23 protein-coding genes are annotated in these 23,655 nt (G+C 68.2%); 13 read left to right on the top strand and 10 right to left on the bottom strand.

Annotated elements, in window-relative coordinates; translation table 11 throughout:
- Position 1: 1 nt before the first annotated feature.
- The 9 genes from ACG04R_RS12695 to ACG04R_RS12655 form a co-directional block, all read right to left on the bottom strand.
- The gene (locus ACG04R_RS12695) at positions 2–532 is read right to left on the bottom strand and encodes a sigma-70 family RNA polymerase sigma factor (protein WP_394410581.1); all 531 of its coding nucleotides are present in this window, start codon (positions 530–532) and stop codon (positions 2–4) included.
- On the bottom strand, positions 529–876 hold the full coding sequence (locus tag ACG04R_RS12690; RefSeq protein ID WP_394410577.1) for a cupredoxin domain-containing protein: 348 nt from the start codon (positions 874–876) through the stop codon (positions 529–531). Before ACG04R_RS12690 ends, ACG04R_RS12695 begins: the two co-directional genes overlap by 4 nt.
- A complete protein-coding gene (locus tag ACG04R_RS12685) occupies positions 873–1,745 on the bottom strand; it encodes a metallophosphoesterase family protein (RefSeq protein ID WP_394410574.1) in 873 nt (290 codons plus the stop codon). The genes ACG04R_RS12690 and ACG04R_RS12685 overlap by 4 nt, the downstream gene beginning before the upstream one ends.
- A gap of 54 nt (positions 1,746–1,799) precedes the next feature.
- Positions 1,800–2,168 carry a c-type cytochrome gene (locus tag ACG04R_RS12680; RefSeq protein ID WP_394410571.1) on the bottom strand — a complete coding sequence of 123 codons (369 nt, stop codon included), beginning with the start codon at positions 2,166–2,168 and terminating at the stop codon, positions 1,800–1,802.
- 67 nt (positions 2,169–2,235) lie between these two features.
- A complete protein-coding gene (locus ACG04R_RS12675; protein WP_394410568.1) occupies positions 2,236–3,804 on the bottom strand; it encodes a methyl-accepting chemotaxis protein in 1,569 nt (522 codons plus the stop codon).
- 218 nt (positions 3,805–4,022) lie between these two features.
- The gene (locus ACG04R_RS12670; protein ID WP_394410565.1) at positions 4,023–4,856 is read right to left on the bottom strand and encodes a metallophosphoesterase; all 834 of its coding nucleotides are present in this window, start codon (positions 4,854–4,856) and stop codon (positions 4,023–4,025) included.
- A gap of 134 nt (positions 4,857–4,990) precedes the next feature.
- Positions 4,991–5,911 (bottom strand): arginase, encoded by a 921-nt coding sequence (gene rocF, locus ACG04R_RS12665; protein WP_394410562.1) that lies wholly within the window; start codon positions 5,909–5,911, stop codon positions 4,991–4,993.
- Entirely contained in the window at positions 5,908–6,783 is an 876-nt protein-coding gene (locus tag ACG04R_RS12660; RefSeq protein WP_394410559.1) for an LOG family protein, read from the bottom strand. The genes rocF and ACG04R_RS12660 overlap by 4 nt, the downstream gene beginning before the upstream one ends.
- Positions 6,784–6,850: 67 nt before the next feature.
- Positions 6,851–7,597, bottom strand: coding sequence for a HesA/MoeB/ThiF family protein (locus ACG04R_RS12655; RefSeq protein WP_394410556.1), 747 nt, complete (start codon positions 7,595–7,597; stop codon positions 6,851–6,853).
- A 58-nt stretch (positions 7,598–7,655) separates the two neighbouring features.
- Here ACG04R_RS12655 and ACG04R_RS12650 point away from each other — a divergent pair, with 58 nt between their 5' ends.
- Positions 7,656–8,834: an MFS transporter gene (locus tag ACG04R_RS12650; RefSeq protein WP_394410553.1), complete on the top strand. Its 1,179-nt coding sequence runs from the start codon at positions 7,656–7,658 to the stop codon at positions 8,832–8,834.
- A 633-nt stretch (positions 8,835–9,467) separates the two neighbouring features.
- Here the strand turns inward: ACG04R_RS12650 and ACG04R_RS12645 are convergent.
- Entirely contained in the window at positions 9,468–11,501 is a 2,034-nt protein-coding gene (locus tag ACG04R_RS12645) for a M13 family metallopeptidase (RefSeq protein ID WP_394410550.1), read from the bottom strand.
- A 111-nt stretch (positions 11,502–11,612) separates the two neighbouring features.
- On the opposite strand from ACG04R_RS12645, the gene pstS reads away from it, so the two are divergent.
- From pstS to ACG04R_RS12585, 12 genes are all read left to right on the top strand, one after another.
- Complete coding sequence (pstS, locus tag ACG04R_RS12640; RefSeq protein WP_394410546.1) at positions 11,613–12,659, top strand: phosphate ABC transporter substrate-binding protein PstS; 1,047 nt, start codon at positions 11,613–11,615, stop codon at positions 12,657–12,659.
- 14 nt (positions 12,660–12,673) lie between these two features.
- On the top strand, positions 12,674–13,066 hold the full coding sequence (locus ACG04R_RS12635; RefSeq protein WP_394410542.1) for a gamma-butyrobetaine hydroxylase family protein: 393 nt from the start codon (positions 12,674–12,676) through the stop codon (positions 13,064–13,066).
- A gap of 5 nt (positions 13,067–13,071) precedes the next feature.
- Positions 13,072–13,803, top strand: coding sequence for a bifunctional demethylmenaquinone methyltransferase/2-methoxy-6-polyprenyl-1,4-benzoquinol methylase UbiE (ubiE, locus tag ACG04R_RS12630; protein WP_394410539.1), 732 nt, complete (start codon positions 13,072–13,074; stop codon positions 13,801–13,803).
- 273 nt (positions 13,804–14,076) lie between these two features.
- Positions 14,077–15,024 carry an EpsD family peptidyl-prolyl cis-trans isomerase gene (locus ACG04R_RS12625; RefSeq protein ID WP_394410536.1) on the top strand — a complete coding sequence of 316 codons (948 nt, stop codon included), beginning with the start codon at positions 14,077–14,079 and terminating at the stop codon, positions 15,022–15,024.
- Between the two features lie 5 nt (positions 15,025–15,029).
- Positions 15,030–15,857, top strand: coding sequence for a polysaccharide export protein EpsE (gene epsE / locus ACG04R_RS12620; RefSeq protein ID WP_394410533.1), 828 nt, complete (start codon positions 15,030–15,032; stop codon positions 15,855–15,857).
- Between the two features lie 15 nt (positions 15,858–15,872).
- Positions 15,873–17,297 (top strand): chain length determinant protein EpsF, encoded by a 1,425-nt coding sequence (gene epsF, locus ACG04R_RS12615; protein ID WP_394410530.1) that lies wholly within the window; start codon positions 15,873–15,875, stop codon positions 17,295–17,297.
- Between the two features lie 22 nt (positions 17,298–17,319).
- Positions 17,320–18,195: a polysaccharide biosynthesis tyrosine autokinase gene (locus tag ACG04R_RS12610; RefSeq protein ID WP_394410527.1), complete on the top strand. Its 876-nt coding sequence runs from the start codon at positions 17,320–17,322 to the stop codon at positions 18,193–18,195.
- Between the two features lies 1 nt (position 18,196).
- Positions 18,197–19,087, top strand: coding sequence for an exosortase B (xrtB, locus tag ACG04R_RS12605; RefSeq protein ID WP_394410524.1), 891 nt, complete (start codon positions 18,197–18,199; stop codon positions 19,085–19,087).
- Positions 19,084–19,827 (top strand): exosortase-associated protein EpsI, B-type, encoded by a 744-nt coding sequence (gene epsI / locus ACG04R_RS12600; protein WP_394410521.1) that lies wholly within the window; start codon positions 19,084–19,086, stop codon positions 19,825–19,827. The genes xrtB and epsI overlap by 4 nt, the downstream gene beginning before the upstream one ends.
- Before the next feature lie 65 nt (positions 19,828–19,892).
- A complete protein-coding gene (locus ACG04R_RS12595) occupies positions 19,893–21,179 on the top strand; it encodes an oligosaccharide flippase family protein (RefSeq protein ID WP_394410517.1) in 1,287 nt (428 codons plus the stop codon).
- 135 nt (positions 21,180–21,314) lie between these two features.
- On the top strand, positions 21,315–22,439 hold the full coding sequence (locus ACG04R_RS12590; protein WP_394410514.1) for a Coenzyme F420 hydrogenase/dehydrogenase, beta subunit C-terminal domain: 1,125 nt from the start codon (positions 21,315–21,317) through the stop codon (positions 22,437–22,439).
- A 47-nt stretch (positions 22,440–22,486) separates the two neighbouring features.
- Positions 22,487–23,650 carry a polysaccharide pyruvyl transferase family protein gene (locus ACG04R_RS12585; protein WP_394410511.1) on the top strand — a complete coding sequence of 388 codons (1,164 nt, stop codon included), beginning with the start codon at positions 22,487–22,489 and terminating at the stop codon, positions 23,648–23,650.
- The last annotated feature ends 5 nt before the right edge of the window (positions 23,651–23,655 follow it).

The following is a 23,655-nucleotide window of genomic DNA, read 5'->3' as shown; positions in this document are numbered from 1 at the left end:
ATCAGGGCAGTCCGGCCAGGCTGAGCTGGCGCTTGAGTTGGGTGCGGGCGCGCGACAACCGCGACATCACGGTGCCGATGGGGATGCCGGCGATGTGGGCGATGTCGCGGTAATCCAGGCCTTCGAGTTCACGCAGCACGATGACCTCGCGCATCGGCGGGGTGAGCTGACGCAACGCGGCGTCGACGAGCACCTGCTCGCGCCGCGCGCCCAGGGCTGCGAGCGGATCGGGCCCGGGGCTGGGCGAACGGGCCTCGAGCTGCTCCCAGCCGTCCTCGTCCAGCAGCGTCACGTCGGCCCGGCCGCGCTCGCGGGCCAGCGCCGTGAAGCAGGCGTTGCGCACGATGCCGAGGAACCAGGGCTTGGCGTCCTCGCCCGCGCGTAGCGAGCCGAAGTAGCGGAAGGCGCGCAGCGCAGCCTCCTGCACGGCATCCTCGGCCGCCGCCGCATCGCGCAGCAGCCAGCGCGCCAGGTTGTGCGCCGTGTCGAGCAGCGGCAGCACCGTGGCCTCGAAGCGGCGCGCGTCGGTCATGTGACGTCGAAGTGCCCGTCCATACCCTCGTGCCCGTCGCCACAGAAGTTGTCGCACAGGAAGGCGATCTCCCCCGGTGCCTTGGGGGTGAGAGCGAGGCGGACGACGCGGCCGGGCATGAGGTCGGTGCGCAGGTTGAGGTCGGGCACGAAGAAGCCGTGCGCGAAGTCGAGGGAGCGTATCAGCAGCACGACCGGCTCGCCGGCCTTCAGCGGGATCACGTTGGGCGTGAACCTGAAGCGCTGGGCGGTGATCTCGATCTCGCGCGGGGCCTGGGCGCGGGTGCTGGTCAGCGCGGCGCCGGTGGCCGCGGCGCCAAGCAGCAGGACGTGTCGGCGCTTCATGCGGCGTTGACTCCATGCTCGATGCGCTCGATGTCCTTGCCGCCCGCCTCCACCTCGCGCCAGCCCAGGCCGCGGTAGGGCGCAGCCGGGTCCCACGGCAAGGCCACGGGCTTGTCGGCCGTGCCGGGCGCGGGCAGCGGAAACATCAGCGAGCGTGCCGAGTGGTGGGCGATGTGGCCCGTCATCTGGTGGTGTTCCTGGTGGATGTGGCCGTAGAAGACGGTCACGTTCCTGTGCGGCATCAGCAGGGCCAGCGCCTGCTCGCCGTCGCGCGTGTGCCAGTCCCATTTGGGCACCAGCGGGAACAGCGGCCGGTGGGCCAGCACGACAAGGGGCGCGTCGGGGTCCAGCTTGGCGAGTTCGGCCTGCATCCAGGCGAGCTGCTCGGCGCCGAGGCTGGTGCCGCGGTCGGACACGTTGTCCAGCGCGATGAAGTGCACGCCCTTGTGGTCGAAGCGGTAGTAGGTGTCGCCGAACAGTTCCTTGAAGGCCGCGCCGCGGTCGAGTGACGCGTCGTGCTCGCCGGGCATGAAGCGCACGGCCTTGACCTTCAACTCGCCGACGATCTGCTTGAACTCGGCCATGCGGCGGCGGCGCTCGGCGGGGTCGTCGGTGGTGTGAGTCAGGTCGCCGGTGAAGACGATGAAGTCCGGCGGCTTGGGCAGCGCGTTGACAGCTGCGACGGCCTTGGGCAGCGTGCCGCGCGCGTCCGGGTTGGGGGCGCCCTGGAAGCCCCAGTGCGTGTCGGAGAGCTGCACGAAATAGAACTCGTCCCGGGGCCGGCCGGCCGTCGCGCAGCCGGCGAGCGAGGCCGAGAAGATGGCGCCGCCGCCGAGGCCGGCGAGGTGGAGGAAGTCGCGTCGCTGCATGGCGTTCGCTCGCAGGAAGTGGTGACCTGCAGACATACCGGCCGGTGCGCCGATTTATTCCTTGGCCTTGGCCAGCGTGCGCAGGAAGGCGATGACGTCGGCGCGTTCACCCGCGTCGGGCACGCTGATGCCCATGGCCTGGCCGGGCACCAGCGCCTCGGGGTCGGCCAGCCAGCGGTCGAGGTTGGCCTCGTTCCAGGTGAGGCCCGACTTCTTCAGTGCCGCCGAGTAGCCGGCATAGCCCTTGGCCGTGCCCGCCAGCCGCCCGAACACGCCGCGGTGGGCCGGGCCCACGCCGTTGAAATCCGGCGAATGGCAGGCGGCACAGCGCGCTTGGTAAAGGGCCTGGCCGCGGGTGGCGTCGGCGGCCTGGGTGAGTTGCGCTGCGGCGAGCAGCGCGAGGGCGAACAGGGTTTGATGCATGCCTGCACTACCCGTGCGGGCTGGTTTCCATTCCCTTCGAGCCTCAACGATCCGCCGGTCGGCGGAACTACCGAGCGCTCCTGGCGACCTTGAACCGGCCCACGACGGTCTCCAGCTGCTGGGCCCGCGACCGCAGGCTCTCCGCCGCCGCCGCGCTCTCCTCCACGAGGGCGGCATTCTGCTGCGTGACCTGGTCGAGCTGGGCCACGGCGCCGCTGACCTGGCTGATGCCGCTGGACTGTTCCTTGGTAGCCGAGCCGATCTCGCCGATCAGGTCCGCCACGCGCTTGAACTGGACGACGATCTCGGTCATCGTTTCGCCAGTGTTGTCGACCATGCGCGCACCCTCGGCGACGTTGTCCACGCTCTGGCCGATCAGCGCCTTGATCTCGCGCGCCGCCTGGGCACTGCGCTGGGCCAGCGTGCGAACCTCACCGGCAACGACGGCAAATCCCCGGCCCTGTTCCCCGGCGCGAGCCGCCTCGACCGCTGCGTTCAGCGCCAGGATGTTGGTCTGGAAGGCGATGCCATCGATGGTGCCGATGATGTCGGCGATCTTCTTTGAGCTGGCCGAGATGTCGCCCATCGTGGCGATGACCTGTCGCACCATGTCGCCGCCGCGTGCGGCCACGCCGCTGGCCGTGTCGGCGAGCTGGCCGGCCATCTGGGCGGCATCGGCGTTCTGGCGCACGGTGGCGTTCATCTGCTCCATCGATGCCGCCGTTTCTTCCAGGCTGGCGGCCTGCTGCTCCGTGCGCTGTGAGAGATCGGCGCTGCCCGAGGCGATTTCGCCCGAACCCGTGGCGATGCTGTCGCTGCAGTCGCGCACCTGGCTGACCAGCGCGCCGAGCTGCTGGACCATCTGCGCCATGGCATACAGCAGCTCGGCGGGTTCATCATGACCGTTGTCGTCGATCGTGCCCGTCAGGTTGCCGTCGGCCACCTCGCGGGCGGTCGCGACGGCCTTGGCGATCGGCCGGACGATGGAGATCGTGACCTGCATGGCCAGCAGCAGGCCTGCCAGCACTGCTGCGGCGGCCACGCTGATGTTCACCCACAGCGCGCGCTGGTAGGACGCGGCGGCGTCACGCCCGGCCTGCGCACCCCCGTCGCGATTCAACTTCACGTCCTTGGCAATGGACTCCTTCAGCCTGGCGTAGAGCGTTGCCGACGACCCTGAGGCCAGCTCTCGCGCAGCCTGGAACTGGGCATCGCCGCCATTGGCTGCCTGCATGACCAGCGTGTCCGCCGCCAGGAATGCGTCCCAGCCGGCGCGGATGTCCTTGTAGAGCTGCTGCTCCTCGGGCGACGAGATCATGGCCTCGTACGCCCTGGCCTTGGCGAGAAAGTCTTGCGCTGCCGCCTGGTGCTGGTCGGCGGCCCTGGCCTTGTTGCCCGCGTCGAGCTCGACGACGGCCAGCAGCGCCGTACGCCGCACTTCGCTGGCCAACTGCTGCATCTGCCCCAGTGCTTCGACACTGGGCAGCCAGTTGGTGTCGAGGTCGACGACGTTGGCGTTGACCTTGGACATCTGCCAGGTGCCGAATGCGGCGACGGCACATAGCGACAGCAGCAGCGCGCCGAATGCGGCGCCGAGGCGATTGCCGATGCGCATGGCGCGGAGAAGGACTTGCATGGCGGCATCCCGAAGTTGCTGGATCAACGAAATGGTGCGCCGAATGCAGGTTCACATGTGGAAACAATCGATTGCTTGCCGTCTTCTACTTCATTCGGTCACGAAACTTCGCCGTTCAGCGCGGTTGCGCCGTGCTTGTCAGTGGCTCGCAAGCTGGGCTGCTTCACAGCTATCTGGCCGAGGTGTATGGCCGCCAACCGGTCGTCGACAACCGGTGCTCAGAGATCCTGGATCAGTTCGGGGTGACCCGCTTGAGCGAGATGGGTGCACAGCGCGAGGCCCGGCCCCCAGGCGTGGACGAGCCAGCCGGGCACTTCCAGTGCCAGGCCGAGCGGGGCATCGGGGGCGAGTTGCAGAGCGATCTGGTGGGCCGTGGAAGGGGCGCTGACGACGCTTGCATGCGCGATGCGGCCCAGCGTCATCCGGTGCAGATGGCCGCAGACGACGCGCTGCACCTGCGGGTGGCTCGCAATCAGCGCCTCGAAGCCGGCGAGGCCCCGCTGCAGCGACATCGTGTCCATGACGGCCAGGCCGGTCGCGTGCGGCGGGTGGTGCAGCGCTACGACTGTCGGCACGCCAGGCCGGGCGGACAGCAGCGCGTGCGTGTCGACGAGCCTGGCGTCGTCCAGGCCGCCGTCGGGGCGGCCATCCTGCAGGCTGTCGAGCACGACGAGGCGCAGCGGGCCGGGCAGGTCCAGCGCGTATTGGATGGCTGTTGCACCGGGTTCGCCGCAGTGCACGCCAGGCAGGCCGGCAAAGGCCGCCTGCAACGGCGCACGGGCGTCGTGGTTGCCGGGCGCCAGCGCCAGCGGCAGGGCGGCGTCGATCAATGGCTGTAACAGCTCGCGCAGCTGCGCGTACTCGGCCGGGTGGCCTGCATCAACGAGGTCGCCGCTGATCAGCACGGCGACGGGGCGGGGCTGGAGCTGCAGCACGCGCTCGACGGCGTGGCGCAGCGCGGCGGCGGTGTCGACGCGGCCGGAGATCAGCCGGCCGGGGTGGGTGATGTGGGTGTCGCTGAGCTGGACCAGCAGGTAGGGCGTGGCGTCCATGTCAGTGCCGCCTGGCCGCCCGAAGGCACGGAGGCACGCCCTCGAGGGGCTGGGAGCGGAGCGAGCGTGGGGGCTTCATCTCCGGCACTCTAACGGTGCCACCCGAGGTGCCATGCCGCGCGCGACGGGAAAACTCACTTCCGCATCAGGGTGCTCTTGCCGAACAGCGACTCGATGAGGTCCACGGCAACGAGGGCCGTCTTGTTGCGCTCGTCCAGCGCCGGGTTCAGCTCCATGACGTCCAGCGACGCGAGGCGGCCGGTGTCGTTGATCATCTCCATGCAGAGATGCGCCTCGCGGTAGGTGGGGCCGCCCGGCACGGTGGTGCCCACGCCGGGCGCCATGACGGGGTCGAGGAAGTCGACGTCGAAGCTGACGTGCAGGTGGGTGTTGTCGTCCAGCGTTGCGAGGGCCAGCTCCATCGTGTGGCGCATGCCCATCTCGTCGATGAAGCGCATGTCGAAGACTTCCAGGTCTTGCTCGTGCACGAAGGCGCGTTCGCCCTCGTCGACGCTGCGGATGCCGATCTGGCGCACCCATTTCGGGCTGATGGCGGGCACATGGCCGCCGATCTCGATCAGCGCCTGCGGGCCGAAGCCGCTCAGGCAGGCCACCGGCATGCCGTGGATGTTGCCGCTGGGGGTGAGGGCGCTGGTGTTGAAGTCGGCATGCGCGTCGAGCCAGAGCACGCGCAGCTTCTTGCCGACGTCGCGGCAGTGGTGGGCCACGGCGGCGATGGAGCCCAGGCCCAGGCAGTGGTCGCCGCCCAGCAGGATGGGCATGCGGCCGGTCTTGAGCTCGCTGTAGACGGCGTCGTGGACGATGCGGTTCCACGCGACGACCTCGTCGAGGTGGCGGTAGCCGTCCACCGGCGGCAGCCAGGGGTTGGCCGGGCCGACGAGGTTGCCGCGGTCCAGCACGTCGACACCGCGGCCGCGCAACGCCTCGCTGAGGCCGGCCACGCGGATGGCTTCGGGGCCCATGCTGGCGCCGCGGGCGCCGGCGCCGACGTCCGTGGGCGCGCCGATGAGGGAGACGTTGCGGAGCTTGGTCATGGCGTGTTGATGTTGGAAAGCTCAGGCTCGGCTTCGAGCACTGCCCAGGCTTCCTCGGCGGTCTCGACGTAGTGGAAAAGCTGCTCGTCGCCCGGGCTGATCATGCCGGTCTCCAGCAGCAGGTCGACGTTGAGGAGCTTGGTCCAGAACTCGCGCCCGAACAGCAGGATGGGGCGGCGGCGGCTCTTGCCGGTCTGGATCAACGTCAGCGTCTCGAAGAGTTCGTCCAGCGTGCCGAAGCCGCCGGGGAAGCACACCAGCGCGACCGAGCGCATCAGGAAGTGCATCTTGCGCAGGCCGAAGTAGTGGAAGCGGAAGCACAGCTCCGGCGTGATGTAGGGGTTGGGGTACTGCTCGTGCGGCAGCACGATGTTCAGCCCCACGCTCTTGCCGCCCATCTCGTAGGCGCCGCGGTTGCCGGCTTCCATGATGCCGGGGCCGCCGCCGGTGGCGATGACGACGGGCCTGCCGCGCTGTGCACAGGCGGTCGTCACGATCTGCGCGAAGCGGCGCGCCTCCTCGTAGTAGCGGCTCATCGCGAGCTTGCTGCGCGCGACGCGCAGCTGTGCGGCATCGCCGCTGGCTTCGGCCGCGCTGACGAGAGCCGCGGCCGCGTCGGCGGACGGGATGCGCGCGCTGCCGAAGATGACGATGGTGGACTTCACGCCCTGTTCGTCCTGCAGCAGCTCGGGTTTCATCAGCTCCAGCTGCATGCGCACGGCGCGCATGTCCTGGCGCAGCAGGAAGCTCTCGTCCTTGAAGGCCAGCTCATAGGCACTGCCGGGGCCGTCGTACTTGGGGTGGGGCGGCAGGTTGTGGCACTCTTCCTTGGCGGTCGGGAAGTTGCGTGTCGGGACGTCGGTGGGCTTCATGGGCGGGCGGGATTCTGTGGACTTTCGGGCTGGATTTTGTGCCCCATTGCCAGGCATTCGCCGGATTTCATCCAGCGCATACCGAGCACTGCGGGTCGCGCTGCATCGCGATCTCGCTCCACTGCATGCGCCGGCCGTCCAGCATCAGCAGCCGGCCGGCCAGCGGCTCGCCGATGCCGGCCAGCAGCTTGAGCGCCTCGGCGGCCTGCACGCTGCCGACGATGCCGACGAGCGGGGCGAACACGCCCATCGTCGAACAGGCCGCGTCTTCGAAGCCGGACTCGGGCGGGAACAGGCAGGCATAGCAGGGCTGCTCACCCGAGCGACTGTCGTAGACGCTGATCTGGCCGTCGAAGCCGATGGCCGCGCCGGAGACGAGCGGCTTGCCGTGGCGCACGCAGGCGGCGTTGACGAGGTGACGGGTGGCGAAGTTGTCGGTGCAGTCGATGACGACGTCCACACGCGGCACTTCCTCGTCCAGCAGCGCGGCGTCGGCCTTGCGGGCCAGGGCACGCACCTGCACGCCCGGGTTCAGCGCGGCCATGCGGGCGGCGGCAGACTCGACCTTGAGGTGGTCCAGGCTGCCCATGTCGTGCGCGATCTGGCGCTGCAGGTTGGTCAGCGACACGGTGTCGTGGTCGACCAGCGTGATGCGGCCGACGCCGGCCGACGCGAGGTACAGCGCCACCGGCGAGCCGAGGCCACCGGCACCGACGACAAGTGCCTGCGCATCTAGCAGGCGCTGCTGGCCTTCGATGCCGATCTCGTCGAGCAGCAGGTGGCGGGAGTAGCGCAGCAGGTCGTCATCGGTCATGGCGGCAGGATAAGCCCGGGCCGGCAAGGTTGCGTGCGAGCCGCGACACTGCGGGCACATGCAGTCAACACCCGCCTCTCTACCCGCCACCACGCCGCTCAGCCCCGCGCTGACGCTGCTGCTTGCCACCGCCACCGGCCTGGCCGTCGCTTCCATCTACTACGTGCAGCCGCTGCTGGGTCTGCTGTCGACGGAGTTGGGTGTCGGCAGCGCCGCCATCGGCCTGCTGCCCACGCTGACGCAGCTGGGCTATGCCGCAGCCATCCTGCTGCTGTCGCCGCTGGGAGACCGGTACGACCGGCGACGCATCATCGTCGTCAAGGCTGCGGCGCTGGTCGGTGCCTTGGGCTTCGCAGCGCTGGCGCCGGGGTTCGCGGCGCTGTGCGTGGCGAGCGTGGCCATCGGCCTGATGGCGACGCTGGCGCAGGACCTCGTGCCCGCCGCCGCCACACTGGCACCCGAGGCCGAGCGCGGCAAGCGGGTCGGGCAGGTCATGACCGGGCTGCTGCTGGGCATCCTGCTGTCGCGGGTGGCGTCCGGGTCGCTGGCGGCTCTGGCCGGCTGGCGGGCGGTGTACGGCGCCGCGGCGGTGGCCGTGGCGCTGCTGATTCCGCTGCTGTGGCGTGGCCTGCCGCGCTTCGTGCCGGCGGCGTCGGGCAGCTATGGCTCGCTGCTGGCGTCGATGGCGGGGCTGTGGATGAGGCACGCGCCGCTGCGCCGCGCGGCGCTGGCGCAGGGGCTGCTGTCGGTGGCCTTCAGCGCGTTCTGGTCGACGCTGGCGCTGGTGCTGGCGGGCCCCGAGTTCGGCCAGGGCAGCGCGGTGGCCGGCGCGTTCGGGCTGGCCGGTGCGGCCGGGGCGCTGGCGGCGCCGCTTGCCGGCGGCATTGCGGACAGGCGCGGGCCGCAGGCGGTCATCCGTGTCGGCGCGCTGCTGGTGTTCATCGCGTTCGCCGCGGAGGCGGTGGCGCCGGCGTCGTTGTGGCTGCTGGTGGCGGTGGCCGTGGTGTTCGACCTCGGCGTGCAGGCCGCGCTGGTGTCGCATCAGAGCGTGGTCTACAGCCTGGACGCCGCGTCGCGCAGCCGGCTGAACGCGGTGCTGGTGAGCGTGATGTTCGTCGGCATGGCCAGCGGCGCGGCGCTCGGATCGGCGCTGCTGGCATCGATTGGGTGGCGGGCGGTGCCTGCGCTCGGGGCTGTGGCGGCGCTGGGGGCGTTGGTGGTGGCGCGGCGGCGTTGACAGTTTTTTTGTGGGCGAGCCTTTCGACTCGGTGCCGTGCCGCCGGAGTCCGCCCGGCGAGGGCGGGTAACGTTTCTCTGTCGCGGCAGAGAGAAGTCACCAAAAGAGAGGCGCCAATGCAATCCGCATTCGAGCGGGAAGCCGCGCTCGCAAGCTCGAAGCGAGACATGCCCGCACGCGAGCCGCTGCGCTCTCGCCCACCACTTGTGCCGAGCGCCACAGCCCGGACCGGCACCCCGCTAATCGCGCGGCTGCACGCCGGCGCTAGGCGGCATGAATACTGAACAGCCGCGCCGCCCGGGCGGCGCTGCATTCGGCTGTTCTGCTGAGCACGGCGTGCAGCCGCGCGTCGGACGGGCTGATGGGGCGGTGAGCGCCTGTGTTCACAAGTCAGACGCGAGAGCGAAGCGGTTCGCTTCTGGACATGTGGTGATGCAAAGCCCGCCAGGGCCCTGGGGTGCGGATTCAGCGCCTCTTCTTTGGTGACTTTCTTCTGGCAAGACAGAAGAAAGTTACCCCGCCGCCGGGCGGGACTCCCGGCAATGCATCGGGCAGACGCCCTGCCACGCAAGAGCAACACAAGGGAAAACGGGGCATCGCCGCCCCGTATGCATCTTCAGCTCAACGCGCCTGTCACCACACCGTGACCGGATCTTTCGCCACCATCGCGCTCCCCGCCTTGCACGAGAACGCCTGCGCGAAGTAGGCCGAGTTGCTCATCGGCGTCAGCACGCGGTACGGGGCCGGCGAGTGGTTGTCGGTGCGGATCTGGTTGATGAGGAACTCCGTGCGCACCTTGGCGCGCCAGATCAGCGCGTTGCTGATGAAGAAGCGCTGCGCCGGCGTGTAGCCGTCGATCTTCTTCTCGGCGCCGCCGTTGCGCTTCAGCGCCCGCTGCAGGCCTTCGTAGGCGATCGGCAGGCCCGACATGTCGGAGATGTTCTCGCCCAGCGTCATCCGGCCGTCGAGGTTGTAGCCCGGCAGTGGCGAGATCGCGGCGTAGAGGGCTGCCACCTTGTCGGCGCGCGCCTTGTAGCCGGCCGCATCCGCGGGCGTCCACCAGTCGGTCAGCGAGCCGCCGGCGTCGAAGTTGCGCCCGCTGTCGTCGAAGTGGTGCGTGATCTCGTGGCCGATGACCATGCCGATGCCGCCGTAGTTGCTCGCGTCGTCGGCCTTGGCGTCGAAGAACGGCGGCTGCAGGATGCCGGCCGGGAAGGTGATCTGGTTCAGGCCGCCGGCGAAGGCGTTGACGATGTGCGGGCTGGTGCGCCAGCGGCCGCGCTCCACCGGCGCGTCCAGGTCCTTCATCTGCTGGCCGCTGTGCCACAGCGCGACCTTGAGCCAGTTGCCGGCGTAGTCGTTGGTGGTCAGCTGCAGGCCTTCGTACTGTGGCCATTTGTCGGGGGCGCCGATCAGCGGTTGCATGCGGGCCAGCTTCTCCAGTGCCTTGGCCTTGGTGGGCGGCGTCATCCAGTCCAGCTTCTCGATGCGCTCCTTCATGCTGGCGCGGATGTCCTCCACCAGCGCCAGCGAGCGCCGTTGTGCCTCGGGCGAGAACGCGCGGGCGACGAACAGCTCGCCCAGCGCCATCGACACGGGCTCGGTGCCGGTGCGGCCGCCGATCTGCAGGATGACGTCCTCGTTGCGCGGCGGCGGTGCCTGCAGGCCGAGCAGGGCCTTGCCGCGGTACTCGAAGGCGGCGTTGGCGAACGCCTTGGGCAGGCGCGGCGCGGCGGTGTCCAGCACGCGCAGCGCGAGGTAGCTGCGCCAGACCTCCAGCGGTGTCTCGGCCGCGAGCCGGGCGACACGCGCCGCGAAGGCCGGCTGGCCGACGAGTAGGCGCTGCGGCAGCTTGGCGCCGGCGGTCAGCACGGCGAGGTAGGCGGGCCAGTCCAGCCCCGGCGCAGCGGTGGCCAGTTCGGCCGGCGTCATGGCGTTGTAGCTGGCGTTGGGGTCGCGCATCTGCGCACGTTCGCGCGAGGCTTCGGCGAGCTGGGTCTCGAAGGCCATCAGCGCGTCCAGGCCGGCGTCATCCACCGGGCGGCCGGCGGTTTCCAGCAGCGTCCTTGCGAACGTGCGGTAGGCGGCGACCACACCGCGCGTGCGCTCGTCGCTGCGGAAATAGTCGTCCCGGTCCGGCAGTCCCAGGCCGGACTGGCCGAGCGCGAGCACGTTGCGGCGCGTGTCCTTGCGGTCGGGCTGCACCGAGTAGGCCAGCGGCGCGGCCACGCTGCTGCGCGCCAGCAGCGCGAGCAGCGTGGGCAGGTCTTCGCGGCGCTGCAGCGCGTCGATGCGGTTGAGCAGCGGCGTGACCGACGTCAGGCCGCGCACCTCGATGGCTGCTTCGTCCATGCCGCTGGCGTAGTAGGCGGCGATGAGCCGCAGCCCGGGCGTCGTCTGCAGGGCCGGCTTCTCGGCCAGTTCCTGCAGCGCCTTGTTCAGCAGCTCGTCATTGGCCTGGCGCAGCTGGTCGAAGCTGCTGATGCGGGCGCGGCTGGCGGGCAGCTCGGTCGCGGCGTCCCAGTTGGCGTTGACGAAGGCATAGAAATCGTCGCAGGGCCGGATGTCCTTGGACAGGCCGCCCAGGTCGAGGGCGGTGGCAGGGGCGGCGGCCAGGCCGAGCAGGGTCGCTGCAAGGGCCAGGCGGTGGCGGTTCAGGCGAGGCATGAGGGCGGGGATACGGCCGTGGAAACACAGGATTAGAGCGCCCCGCCCTGGCAAGGGCTGGAAGGCACAGGGCATGATTGCGGGTTTTCACCAAGTTTCCGGTCCCTGGTCATGTCCGTTTTCAAGCGCCTGGCGCTGGCCGTCCCGGCCTCCCTGCTGCTGGCCTTCGCCGCCACCGCCCAACCCGTGCGAGGGCAGGGTGCCACGTTCCCGTCCAAGGTCTACGACACCTGGGCCAAGGCCTTCGAGAAGGCTGGCGGCAGCGCCGTCGCCTACAAGGGCACCGGCTCGGGCGACGGCATCAAGCAGATCGCCGCCCGCCAGGTGGACTTCGGCGGCACCGACGCGCCGCTGCCGGTCGCCGAGCTTGCCAGGCAGCATCTGGTGCAGATCCCGATGCTGGTGGGCGGCGTCGTGCCGGTCGTCAACCTGCCGGGCCTGGCCGCGCCGCTGCAACTGGACGGCGAACTGCTGGCCGACATCTTCCAGGGCCGCGTGAAAACCTGGAACGATGCGCGCATCGTGGCGCTGAACCCGGGCGTGGGCCTGCCGGCCTGGGCCATCAAGCGTGTCGTGCGCGCCGAGAAGTCCGGCACCAGCGACGGCTTCAGCCGCTTTCTGGCCGGCGCGTCGGCCCGCTTCAAGGACGAGGTCGGCGCCAGCCAGGCGCCCGCCTGGCCCGGCGAGCCGACCCGGGCAGAAGGCAACGACGGCATGGTGCAGGCGCTGCGCGCGACGCCCGGGACCATCGCCTACGTCTCCTTCGACCGCGTGTTGCGCGACAAGCTGGTGGCCGTGAAGCTGCGCAATGCGTCGGGCCGCTTCGTGCTGCCCACGGAAGGCGGCTTCCGTGCGGCGATCCTGGAGAGCGACATGTACCGCCAGGGCGACGACCTCGCCACGCTGCTGAACCGCCCCGGCAACGACGCCTGGCCGATCACGCTGACCAGCTTCGTCCTTGTCGACGCCGAGCCCGCCACCGGCGCCAGGGCGCTGGGTGCGCTGAAGTTCCTGTACTGGTGCTTCATGAACGGTGACGACCTGACCCGCGGCACCGGCTTTGCGCCGCTGCCCGTCAGCGTGCAGTCGCGCCTGGCCGCGCGGTTCACGCAGGTCAAGCCAAAGGACGGCCAACTCCCGGCCTACCAGTCGTTCTGAGGGACACTTGCGGGATGGCGCAGCCCACCGAAATCACCGTTCACCAGCAGTCCCGCGCGCTGGAAGTCGCCTTCGACGACGGCGCGCGTTTCCGCATCCCGTTCGAGCTGATGCGCGTCTACAGCCCGTCGGCCGAGGTCATGGGCCACGGCCCGGGCCAGGAGGTGCTTCAGACCGGCAAGCGCGACGTCGTCGTCACCGGCCTGGAGCCGGTGGGCCACTACGCGGTGCGGCCGGAGTTCTCCGACGGCCACGCCAGTGGGCTGTTCACCTGGGACTACCTCTACAAGCTCGGCAGCCAGCAGGACGCGCTGTGGCGCGACTACGAGGCCCGCCTTGCCGCCGCCGGCAAGAGCCGCGACGACGCCATGCCGGTCAAGGCCGGCGGCAACTGCCACTCACACTGATTTCCATGAGCCAAACGCACTTCGGTTTCCAGCAGGTCGACGAGAACGAGAAGGCCAGCAAGGTCCGCGGCGTCTTCGACTCGGTCGCGTCCAAGTACGACCTGATGAACGACCTGATGTCGGCCGGCCTGCACCGGGCCTGGAAGGCCTACACGCTGCAGGTCGCCAACCTGAAGCCGGGCGAGCGGGCGCTGGACATCGCCGGCGGCACGGGCGACCTGTCGCGCGCCTTCGCCCGCAAGGTCGGCGAGACGGGCGTCGTCGTCCACACCGACATCAACGAGGCCATGCTGCGCCAGGGCCGCGACCGGCTGCTGGACGAAGGCCTGATCCTGCCCACCAGCCTGGCCGACGCCGAGAAGCTGCCGTTCAAGAGCGAGAGCTTCGACCTCGTCAGCGTCGCCTTCGGCCTGCGCAACATGACGCACAAGGACCTGGCACTGGCCGAGATGTGCCGGGTGCTCAAGCCGGGCGGCCGGTTGCTGGTGCTGGAGTTCTCCAGGATCGCCGAACCGCTGCGCAAGCCCTACGACTGGTACTCCTTCAACATTCTGCCCAGGCTGGGCTCGCTGTTCGCGGGCGACGCCGAAAGCTACAAGTACCTGGCCGAATCCATCCGCATGCACCCCGACCAGGCCACGCTGAAGGCCATGATGAAGACGGCCGGCTTCGGCCACGTGGACGTGCACAACCTCAGCGCCGGCATCGTCGCGCTGCACGCCGGCATCAAGTGCTGACCTGATCCGGTCTGATCGGCCCCGCGGGAGCGGCGGCCTGACCTCACCCTGACGGTCGGCACTGCCCGGCCGTCGTCGTTTCAGCGCTCTGGCGGCGCCATCCCCCAAGAACGTGGGGGTGCGGGAACTTGTCCCTTGAATTGGCTCTAACCGCCGGTTGGGGCCGACTTTTTAACGGGACAAGGCCCCCATAGAAGCGACATATCGCGCCGCTACACTGATCGTTAACCCGGGGCCGGACGGCCTTCTACACACAACAAGGACCTCGAAAAGATGGCAAAGCGACTGATCAACATGCGTGTCTCGCTGCTCGCCGCTGTCGCAGCCGCCGCGGTGCTCGCGGCCTGCGGTGGTGACAAGGGCGACAAGGCGTCCCAGACGGCAGCCAAGGTCAACAAGGAAGAGATCACCGTCCACCAGATCAACTTCGTGCTGCAACGCCAGCCCGGCCTCAAGCCGGAGCAGGCCGAGGCCGCCAGCCGCCAGGTGCTGGAGCGCCTGATCGACCAGGAACTTGCCGTCCAGAAGGCCGAGGAGCAGAAGCTCGACCGCGACCCGCGCGTCGTGCAGCAGATCGAGGCCGCCAAGCGGGAGATCATCGCCCGCGCCTACGTCGACCGTGTCGGCGAGTCCGTCGCCAAGCCGACCAACGACGAGATCACCAAGTACTACAACGAGAAGCCGGCCCTCTTCAAGGACCGCCGCATCTACAGCCTGCAGGAACTGCAGATCGAGGCCAAACCCGAGCAGTTCGACGCGCTGCGCGCCAAGCTGGCCGGTGCCAAGAGCCTGAACGAGTTCGCCGACTACCTGAAGGCCAACGACTTCCGCTTCAACGGCAGCCAGGCCGTGCGCGCCGCCGAGCAGTTGCCGCTGGCCAGCGTGGACGCCATCGCCCGCATGAAGGACGGCGACTCCGTCGTCAGCCCGGCGCCCAATGGCCTGACCGTGCTCTTCCTCGTCGGCTCGCGCAGCCAGCCGGTCGATGAGGCGCGCGCGCGCCCGGCCATCGAGGCCTTCCTGATCAATCAGCGCAAGACCGAGCTCGTGCAGAAGGACCTGAAGGCGCTGCGAGACAGCTCCAAGATCGAATACGTCGGCAAGTTCGCCGAGCCTGCGGCCAGCGCGCCGGCTCCGGCACCTTCCGAGGCCGCCTCGCCCGCGCCGGCCGCCAGTGGCCTGGATCCTGCTTCCGTCTCCAAGGGCATGGGCTTGAAATGATCACGATGCGACTCTCCCGACTGATCCTCGCCGCCGCACTGGGACTGGCTGCGCTGGGCGCGCAGGCCCAGGCTGGTGCCCCGGCCGCTGCGGCTGCGACCTCACCTGAATACCGCCTTGGTGCCGGCGACGTCATCCGCATCGTCGTCTACCAGAACCCCGACCTGACGCTGGAAACGCGGGTCTCGGAAACCGGCATCGTCAGCTTCCCGCTGCTGGGCAACGTGCGCATCGGCGGCCTGGGCGTCGGCGCTGCCGAGAAGCTCATCGCCGACGGCCTCAAGAACGGCAATTTCGTCAAGCAGCCCCAGGTCACGTTGGTGCTGCTGCAGGTCAAGGGCAACCAGGCCAGCGTGCTGGGCCAGGTCAACCGTCCGGGTCGCTTCCCCATCGAGACGACCGACATGCGCCTGACCGACCTGCTGGCCAATGCCGGCGGTGTCGCAACGTCGGGCGGCGACGTCGTCGTGCTGACCGGTACACGAGACGGCAAGCCTTATCGCCTGGAAGTCGACCTGCCCAGCGTCTTCGCCGCCGATCAGAACCGCGCCAACGACGTGCTGATCCAGAACGGCGACGTGCTGTGGGTCGACCGCGCGCCCATGGTCTACATCTACGGCGAGGTGCAGCGCCCCGGCCCGATGCGCCTGGAGCGCGGCATGACGGTGATGCAGGTGCTGGCCTCTGGCGGTGGCCTGAACCAACGTGGCACCGAGCGAGGCATCCGTGTGCACCGCAAGGGTGCCGATGGCAAGGTTCAGGTCGTGCAGCCGACGATGGACGACGCCGTCAAGGACGGCGATGTCGTCTACGTCAAGGAAAGCCTGTTCTGATTGCAAAGGCCCAGCATGACTTTTCGCCAATTTCTATCCATCCTGGTGGCGCGCAAGCGCATGTTCTTCGCCGTCATGTTGGGGGTGCTGATCCCTGCCGTGGTGCTGAGCTTTGTGCTGCCCAAGCGCTACACGGCGGTCGCTAGCGTCGTTGTCGACGTCAAGCCTGACCCCTTGTCAGCTATCGCCTATCAGTCTCTGATGACGCCCGGCGTCATCGCCACCCAGATCGACATCCTGCAGAGCGACCGGGTTGGCCGCCGGGTCGTGCGCGCCCTCAAGCTCACCGAGGTGCCGCAGTTCCGTGAGCAATTCCAGAACGACAAGAACGGCGAGGGCGACATCGAAAGCTGGCTGGTGGACCGCCTGCAGAAGGACCTGGACGTCAAGCCGGGGCGCGAGAGCAGCGTCATCAACGTGTCCTACAAGGCCGCCGATCCGCGCTTCGCGGCGGGGCTCGCCAATGCTTTTGTTCAGGCATACCTGGAGACGGCGGTCGAACTGCGCACTGATCCCGCCAAGCAATACAGCAACTTCTTCGATGTTCGGGCCAAGCAGGCCCGTGAGGAGCTGGAAAAGGCGCAGAACAAGCTCAGTGCCTTCCAGAACGAAAACGGCTTCATCATGACGGATGAGCGCATGGACGTCGAAAACCAGCGCCTCACCGAGCTGACCAGCCAGTTGGTCCTGACGCAGTCGTTGTCCGCCGAGGCGAGCAGCCGCCAGGTCCAGGCCAATTCCGGCTCTGGGGACAAGCTGCAGGAGATCACCAGCCATCCTGTGGTCGCCGCGCTGCGTGCCGATCTGTCCCGCTCCGAGGCCCGGCTGCAGGAGATCAGCGCGCGTCTTGGCGACAAGAATCCCCAGGTCGTCGAGTTGCAGGCCAACATCAACGAACTCCGCCAGCGCATCGACGCTGAAGTCAAGCGCCTCACGGTCGGCGTCAACGTCAACGGCAACATCAGCCGCCAGCGGGAAGCGCAATTGCGTGCCGAGGTGGAAGCGCAGCGCGCGCGAGTGCTGCGTCTGAAGCAGGTTCGTGACGAGGGCGCTGTCATCACGCGCGACATCGAGAACGCCCAGCGCAACTACGACAACATCATGCAGCGGCAGTCGGTGACCAGCATCGAAAGCCAGGCTACGTCCAGCAACGCCAGCCTGCTGACCTCGGCGGCGCCTCCGATCGATCCGTCGTTCCCCAAGATCCCGCTCAATATCGCGCTGGGCATTTTTGTCGGCGGCTTGCTGGCGGTGGGTGTGGTCATGGCGACCGAACTGCGTGACCGCCGTGTCCGCGAGATCGACGACGTCCGCGAATTGCTTGGCCTGGCCGTCATCGGCGTTTTGCCCGGTGCCAACAGCAAGCGTTCCGCCGGTGCCGCCGACGGCGTCCAGGGCCAGCGGCTGCTGGGGCACACGTCTTCCCCCAAAGCCGCCTGACGAACCGACCATGCAACACCAAATGAGCAGCCACTCTGCCGAAGACGTCCGTCCCGCGGCCCTGCACGACCGTGCCATCGGCGACATCATTGCCGAGGCCAACAAACTCACAGCCGATCAGGTCGAGCGCATCCTGGCGCACCAGAAGAGCCACGGCCTGCGTTTCGGCGAGGCCGCCGTCTCCCTGGGCTTGGCCAAGGGTGAGGATGTGCTCTGGGCACTCAGCCAGCAGTTCCACTATCCCTACGCGGCGGGCACTGGCCCTGCGCCTAGCGACGAACTGGTGCTGGCAGCCAAGCCCTTCAGCGACCAGGCGGAAGCCTTTCGCGTTCTGCGCAGCCAGATCAACATGAAGCTGTATTCGGCGGACGCCCCCCGGCGCGCCGTGGCTGTCATCAGCCCAGACAAGCGGGACGGCAAGACTTTCTTCGCTGCCAACCTTGCCATCGCCTTCAGCCAGCTGGGTGGTCGTACGTTGCTGGTGGACGCCGACATGCGCAGCCCCCGACAGCACGAGATATTTGGGCTCGACAACAGTTCCGGCCTGTCGGGCATCCTGTCCGGCCGTTCCGAGACCAACGTCATCCGCCCGGTGCGCGACCTGCCCAGCCTGTTTGTCATGCCGGTCGGCACGCTGCCGCCCAATCCGACCGAGCTGGTCGAGCGCCCGGCGTTTGCGCTGCTGATGCGTGAACTGGTGACCAAGTTCGATCACGTCATTGTCGATACGCCGGCAGCTGTACATGGCGCGGACTACGCCGTCATCGCCGCCCGCTGCGGTGCCGCGCTTGCGCTGGCACGCAAGGGCGTCACGCGTGTCGCGGCGCTGCAGGGGCTCGTCGGTGCGTTGGGCAATACGCCCACCGAACTGGCAGGCGTGGTCATGAACGAGCACTGAAGTGCCAGCCTTGGAAGCCCCGATGGTTCCGGCGCGCGACAGCCACACGGCGCTTGTCCCCTGGCTCTTGGCGGGCGTGGGCGTGCTCGTCCTTTACGTGCCCACGTTGATCAGCCTGTTCGGCTCCATCTGGGCTTCCGATTCGCAGGGGCATGGTCCTATCGTTCTTGGCATCAGCGTCTGGCTGATCTATCGGCGCTGGCACGACGTCATGGACGCGCGGTCGTCATCGCCCAGGCCGTTGCTGGCCTGGGCGCTGTTGGTGTTCGCTGCCTTGTGCTACGCCATTGGCCGGTCGCAGGGCATCTGGATCTTCGAGGTCGGATCATCCATCTTCGTTGTCTGTGGTCTGGTGCTGTTGCTGCGCGGACCGGTGCAATTGCGGGCCATTGCCTTTGCGATCTTCTTCATGCTCTTCATGATTCCGTTGCCGGGGGCGCTGGTCGATGCGCTCACGCAGCCCATGAAGATGGCAGTCTCCTACGCGGCGGAGAACCTGCTCCATGCGCTGGGCTTTCCGATCAGCCGCAGCGGCGTCATTCTGCAGATCGGGCCCTATCAGCTGCTGGTGGCCGATGCCTGTGCGGGCTTGCACACGCTCTTCACGCTTGAGGCGCTGGGGCTTCTTTATCTCAATCTGGTGCGTCACTCTTCGGTGTTTCGCAACATCACGTTGGCGGTGCTCATCGTGCCCATCAGCTTCGCGGCCAACGTCATTCGAGTCTGCGCACTGACATTGATCACCTACTACTTCGGTGATGCAGCGGGGCAGGGCTTTCTCCATGGTTTCGCCGGCATGGTGCTCTTCTTGAGCGCGCTGATGCTCATCATCGCTACCGATAGCTTGTTGCGCGTGGGTGCGCGCCGTTCGGGTGCAAGGGGGGCTGCATGACCCATATTGCCGACGCTGCGGGCCATGCCGAGAGCCCAACTAATCCCGCAGGGCGTCAGACCCGCCGCGCTGCTCTTGCTACCGTGTTGATGGGCGTCTCGGCAGTGGTCGCCTGGCAGCTTACGCCGACGCAGCGCTTGTCGGCGGTCCATGGCGACTTCAACCTCGATACCGCTGTCCCGAAGGCGTTCGGTGACTGGCAGCTTGACACGACCGCTGTCGGCGGCATCGTCAACCCGCAGCAGGAAGAACTGCTCAAGCGGCTCTACAGCCAGATCCTCACCCGCACCTACGTCAACAGCCAGGGGCAGCGCGTGATGCTCTCGATTGCGTACGGCAACGACCAGCGCGACGGGCTGCAACTGCATTACCCAGAGATCTGCTATCCCGCACAAGGATTCCGCCTTGCCAGCAACCGCAAGGTCGATCTGCAGTTGGCTGGTCTCGTCATCCCGGCGCGGCGTCTGGAAACGGTACTCGGTGAGCAGCGCTACGAGCCGGTCACCTACTGGACAGTCATCGGAGAAACCGCTGTTCGCGGCGGCACCGACAAGAAGATCGCCGAGATGCGCTACGGCTTTCGGGGGGTGATCCCTGACGGCCTGTTGTTCCGCGTCTCGTCCATCGACCGAGACACCGCCGCAGCTTATGCGTTGCAGGACCAGTTTTCGACCGAATTGCTCACTGCCGTTCCTGTGGCCGTACGTGGTCGCATCGCTGGTGTGGATCACATCGGCTGAGTCCTGCCGGCGCATCCGGCTCCCCTGTTTTTGCCAGCGGCGTCCAGGCGCTGCATTGCCATTGCATGTCTATTGTTCGCAACCTAGCCCTGATGGGAACCAGCACCGCCATGCGCCTCGGCTTCGGCATGCTGACCTTCGTCGTCATGGCGCGGATGCTGGGGCCTGCGCAGTTCGGAGTCGTCATGCTCTGGCTCTCTGTGGCGACCCTCCTCGCGCTGGTGGCGAACTACGGGCTCACGCCCTACGTGCTTCGTGAGATCGGCGCGACCCCGGAGCGGGCGAGCCTGGTCATGGGCGAGGTGCTGTCCGCCAAGTTGCTGCTGACCCTGCTGGTGGCGGTGGTGGCGCTGTTGGGCCTGCCGCTTCTGCAGGCTGACAGTCGTGGCGTTTTCCTGTTGTTGCTGGGGGCGCAGCTGGCAGATGCGTTGACCGAATTCCTGAATGTCGGCTTCCGTGCCACCAACCGATTTGGTCAGGAGACGCGCATCGCGTTGCTGGCCGTGCTGCTCCAATTCGCTATCGTGGCCCTGTTGTTGCTGTGGCGGGCCACGCCGCTGGCGGCCGCGTCGGCCTTTCTAGCGTCCCGCGTTGCCGTGCTGTTCGTGACCTGGCTGGCGCAGCGCCGGTACTTCGCCGAGTTGCGGCCTGCCTCACCGGCAGCGGCCTGGGCACGCATCCGCACCACCCGGTCATATGCCGTCGATTTCGGCTTGCAGAGCCTGTTGGGCCAGGTGGATAGCGTGGCACTCAACCATTTTGTCGGACCGGCCGCTGTGGGCCTGTATCAGGCCGGCATGCGCCTTTTCAACGGCGGCGCTCAGGCGGCCAGCGTCCTGGCCAACGTCTTCCTGCCCCGAGCAGCTGCGGCGGCCGGGGCCTCGGACCAGGGTGCCAGCTTGCGCCGCGAATCGTCCCGCGTGCAGTGGGCTTTTGTCGGGTTCGGCCTGTTCTTTGGCCTGGCGCTGTGCGGCCTGGCCGATCCGCTCGTGCGGCTGCTGTTCGGTTTGCAGTACATGGCGCTGGCCGCGGTGTTGCCGTGGTTCGGCCTGCTGTTTTTCGTACGTTTCTTTGCCTCGTCCTGGGGGGTGTTGCTCACGTCGGCCGGTGCGCAGCGTTTCCGCGCTGCGATGAACGCCGTCCATTGGACGCTGATCGCCCTCTTGAGCGTCCTGCTTGTCCCCGCTTTGGGCCTCATCGGCTGGCTGCTCTGCCTCATCGCCGGCAACGCCTTTCTCTGCGTGAGCTATGTCTGGCGCGGGCGCCAGCTGTCCGGTGCGGGCTGGCGGCAGCCGGCACTGGCCATGCTTGCCCTGGTCGGCTTTGTCCCTTTCCTGCAGTTACCACATTAGGCTGCGGCCCGTTTCTCAAGTCCGAGTCCACGTCCCATGTCCGCTGAAGGTTCGTTGATCCCTAATATCGTGCAGAACGGCCTGTGCGCTGGTTGCGGCCTGTGCGAGTCGATCGCAAGTCCTGGGGTCATCCGCATGCAGATCAGCCGCGCCGGCTACCTGCGCCCCCGGCAGAGCGGCAGCCTGGATGCGGCGCAGGCCCGCATCGTGGCGGACGCCTGCCCCGGTGCCCACGTGGCCCACGAACCTCGCGCTGCCGCTCCTGGCTACCACCCGCTCTGGGGGCCGCTCGTGGGCGTGCGCGCAGGGCATTCGATGGATGCCGAGATCCGGCGCCAGGGCTCGTCCGGGGGCGGCATCTCCGCCATCGCGAGCTGGTTGCTGGAATCCGGCCAGGTCGACTTCGTCGCGCAGATCGCCGTCAGCCGGGACGACCCGCTGCGCAACGACCTGCAGGTCAGCACCAGCCGCGCCGACGTGCTGGCCGCAGCCGGCTCCCGCTACGCGCCCTCGGCACCGTTGGCCGGGCTGCGCCAGCTGCTCGAGCGCGGCCAGCGCTTCGCCTTCGTGGGCAAGCCCTGCGACGTGGCCGCGCTGCGCCGCTACGGGCTGCACGACCCGCGCGTGGGCCAGCAGGTCGTGGCGATGATCTCCTTCATGTGCGCGGGGGTGCCGAGCCTGCATGGCACGCACGAGTTGCTGGCCAAGCTCGGGGCTGACCGCCAGCAGCTCAAGAGCTTCCGCTACCGGGGCGATGGCTGGCCGGGCATGGCACGGGCCGTGCAACACGACGGCCAGGTGTTCGAGACCGACTACAACAGCTCCTGGGGCTCGGTGCTGAATCGCCACCTGCAGTTCCGCTGCAAGATCTGCCCCGACGGTACCGGCGAGTTCGCCGACATCGTCTGCGCCGACGCCTGGTACGGCAAGGACGGCTATCCCGACTTCGCCGAGCGTGACGGCCGCAGCCTCATCCTGAGCCGCACCCCCCAGGGTGAGCGGCTGGTCAGCCAGGCCCTGGCCGCCGGCGCCATTGCCGCCGACACGCTGCCCGTGCAGGACATCGAGCGCATGCAGCCCTACCAGGTCAATCGCAAGCAGATGGTGCTCGGCCGCGTCATCGCCACCTGGCTGGCCCGCCGCCAGGCCCCGCGCTACCGGCGCCTGGCGCTGCTGCGCAACACGCTGGCCGCACCCAAGATCGAATGGTTGAGAAATGCGTGGGGCACCCTGCGCCGCGCAAAAGGTGAATCGCTTTGAACCAGAAATCCGCAACTTCCGTTTCGCCCGCTGAGCCCTCCCGTCGCGTGACCGTCGGCCTGATGTGGCATTCGCTCGGCTCGGGCAACCTCGGTGTCGGCGCGCTGACCGAATCCAACATTGCCATCGTCCGCGGCGTCGCCGAGGAGCTGGGCCTGCGCGTTCGCTTCATCGTGTTGGGTACCAGCGATGCAACCATCCCCGAGCTCGCCACCGAGCTTGCGGCGGCTGGCCATGCGCTGGAGGTGCGCCGCATCCGCGTCTACCGCAAGGATTTCCGCGATGCCGTCCGCGCCTGCGATCTCGTGCTGGACATCGGCGAGGGCGACAGCTGGGCCGACATCTACGGCATGCAGCGCTTCCGCTTCCACTGGCTGAGCAAGAACATCGTCCGCTCGCTCGGCAAGCCGCTGATCCTGTCGCCCCAGACCATCGGCCCTTTCGATGGCGCGCTGGCCCGCTGGCTGGCCTGCCAGGTCATGCGGCGCTGCACCCGCATCTTCGCGCGCGACAACCTCTCCAGCGACTGCCTGCGCGAGCTGGGCATGACGGCCAATGTCGACGAAGCCATCGACGTGGCCTTCCGCCTGCCGTTCGCGCGCCCGGCGCGTGAAGCTGGTGACGGCAAGGTCCGCGTGGGCATCAACGTGTCGGGCCTGCTCTTCAACGGTGGCTACACCGGCAACAACCAGTTCGGCCTGAGCATCGACTACGCCGCCACCATGCGGGAGTTGCTGCGCCAGCTCACCGCGCGGCCTGAGGTCGAGGTTCACCTGGTGAGCCATGTCATCGAGCCGCACATGCCCGTGGAGGACGATGTGACCGCCGCCCGCCAACTGGCCACCGAGTTTCCCGGCGTCATCGTGGCGCCGGTCTTCAAGCGGCCGTCCGAAGCCAAGACCTACATCTCTGGCATGGACTTCTTCACCGGTGCCCGCATGCACGCCTGCATCGCCGCCTTCTCCAGCGGCGTGCCCGTCGTCCCCATCGCCTATAGCCGCAAGTTCAACGGCCTGTTCGGCACGCTGGGCTATTCCGTGCTGGCCGACGGCAAGAAGATGAAGGATGCCGAGCTGGTGTCCCTGGTCATGCAGAGCCTGGATCGGCGCGATGCCATCCGGCCCCAGGTGGTGGCGGGTGTGGCCCAGGCTTTGCAACGCCTCAAGGCCTACGAAGGCGCCTTGCGTAGCCAGCTGAGCGCCACCCGATGAGCTTT

The sequence above is a fragment of the Pelomonas candidula genome, assembly GCF_043555985.1.
Taxonomy (GTDB): domain Bacteria; phylum Pseudomonadota; class Gammaproteobacteria; order Burkholderiales; family Burkholderiaceae_C; genus Pelomonas; species Pelomonas candidula.
The sequence above is the reverse complement of the archived record's forward strand: the minus strand, read 5'-3'. Positions and strand labels throughout refer to the sequence as shown.

Bases quoted from the DNA above. Each gene is read 5' to 3' on its own strand.
- ACG04R_RS12695 (WP_394410581.1), bottom strand. From the start codon at position 532: ATGACCGACGCGCGCCGCTTCGAGGCCACGGTGCTGCCGCTGCTCGAC.
- ACG04R_RS12690 (WP_394410577.1), bottom strand. From the start codon at position 876: ATGAAGCGCCGACACGTCCTGCTGCTTGGCGCCGCGGCCACCGGCGCC.
- ACG04R_RS12685 (WP_394410574.1), bottom strand. From the start codon at position 1,745: ATGCAGCGACGCGACTTCCTCCACCTCGCCGGCCTCGGCGGCGGCGCC.
- ACG04R_RS12680 (WP_394410571.1), bottom strand. From the start codon at position 2,168: ATGCATCAAACCCTGTTCGCCCTCGCGCTGCTCGCCGCAGCGCAACTC.
- ACG04R_RS12675 (WP_394410568.1), bottom strand. From the start codon at position 3,804: ATGCAAGTCCTTCTCCGCGCCATGCGCATCGGCAATCGCCTCGGCGCC.
- ACG04R_RS12670 (WP_394410565.1), bottom strand. From the start codon at position 4,856: ATGGACGCCACGCCCTACCTGCTGGTCCAGCTCAGCGACACCCACATC.
- rocF (WP_394410562.1), bottom strand. From the start codon at position 5,911: ATGACCAAGCTCCGCAACGTCTCCCTCATCGGCGCGCCCACGGACGTC.
- ACG04R_RS12660 (WP_394410559.1), bottom strand. From the start codon at position 6,783: ATGAAGCCCACCGACGTCCCGACACGCAACTTCCCGACCGCCAAGGAA.
- ACG04R_RS12655 (WP_394410556.1), bottom strand. From the start codon at position 7,597: ATGACCGATGACGACCTGCTGCGCTACTCCCGCCACCTGCTGCTCGAC.
- ACG04R_RS12650 (WP_394410553.1), top strand. From the start codon at position 7,656: ATGCAGTCAACACCCGCCTCTCTACCCGCCACCACGCCGCTCAGCCCC.
- ACG04R_RS12645 (WP_394410550.1), bottom strand. From the start codon at position 11,501: ATGCCTCGCCTGAACCGCCACCGCCTGGCCCTTGCAGCGACCCTGCTC.
- pstS (WP_394410546.1), top strand. From the start codon at position 11,613: ATGTCCGTTTTCAAGCGCCTGGCGCTGGCCGTCCCGGCCTCCCTGCTG.
- ACG04R_RS12635 (WP_394410542.1), top strand. From the start codon at position 12,674: ATGGCGCAGCCCACCGAAATCACCGTTCACCAGCAGTCCCGCGCGCTG.
- ubiE (WP_394410539.1), top strand. From the start codon at position 13,072: ATGAGCCAAACGCACTTCGGTTTCCAGCAGGTCGACGAGAACGAGAAG.
- ACG04R_RS12625 (WP_394410536.1), top strand. From the start codon at position 14,077: ATGGCAAAGCGACTGATCAACATGCGTGTCTCGCTGCTCGCCGCTGTC.
- epsE (WP_394410533.1), top strand. From the start codon at position 15,030: ATGCGACTCTCCCGACTGATCCTCGCCGCCGCACTGGGACTGGCTGCG.
- epsF (WP_394410530.1), top strand. From the start codon at position 15,873: ATGACTTTTCGCCAATTTCTATCCATCCTGGTGGCGCGCAAGCGCATG.
- ACG04R_RS12610 (WP_394410527.1), top strand. From the start codon at position 17,320: ATGAGCAGCCACTCTGCCGAAGACGTCCGTCCCGCGGCCCTGCACGAC.
- epsI (WP_394410521.1), top strand. From the start codon at position 19,084: ATGACCCATATTGCCGACGCTGCGGGCCATGCCGAGAGCCCAACTAAT.
- ACG04R_RS12595 (WP_394410517.1), top strand. From the start codon at position 19,893: ATGTCTATTGTTCGCAACCTAGCCCTGATGGGAACCAGCACCGCCATG.
- ACG04R_RS12590 (WP_394410514.1), top strand. From the start codon at position 21,315: ATGCAGATCAGCCGCGCCGGCTACCTGCGCCCCCGGCAGAGCGGCAGC.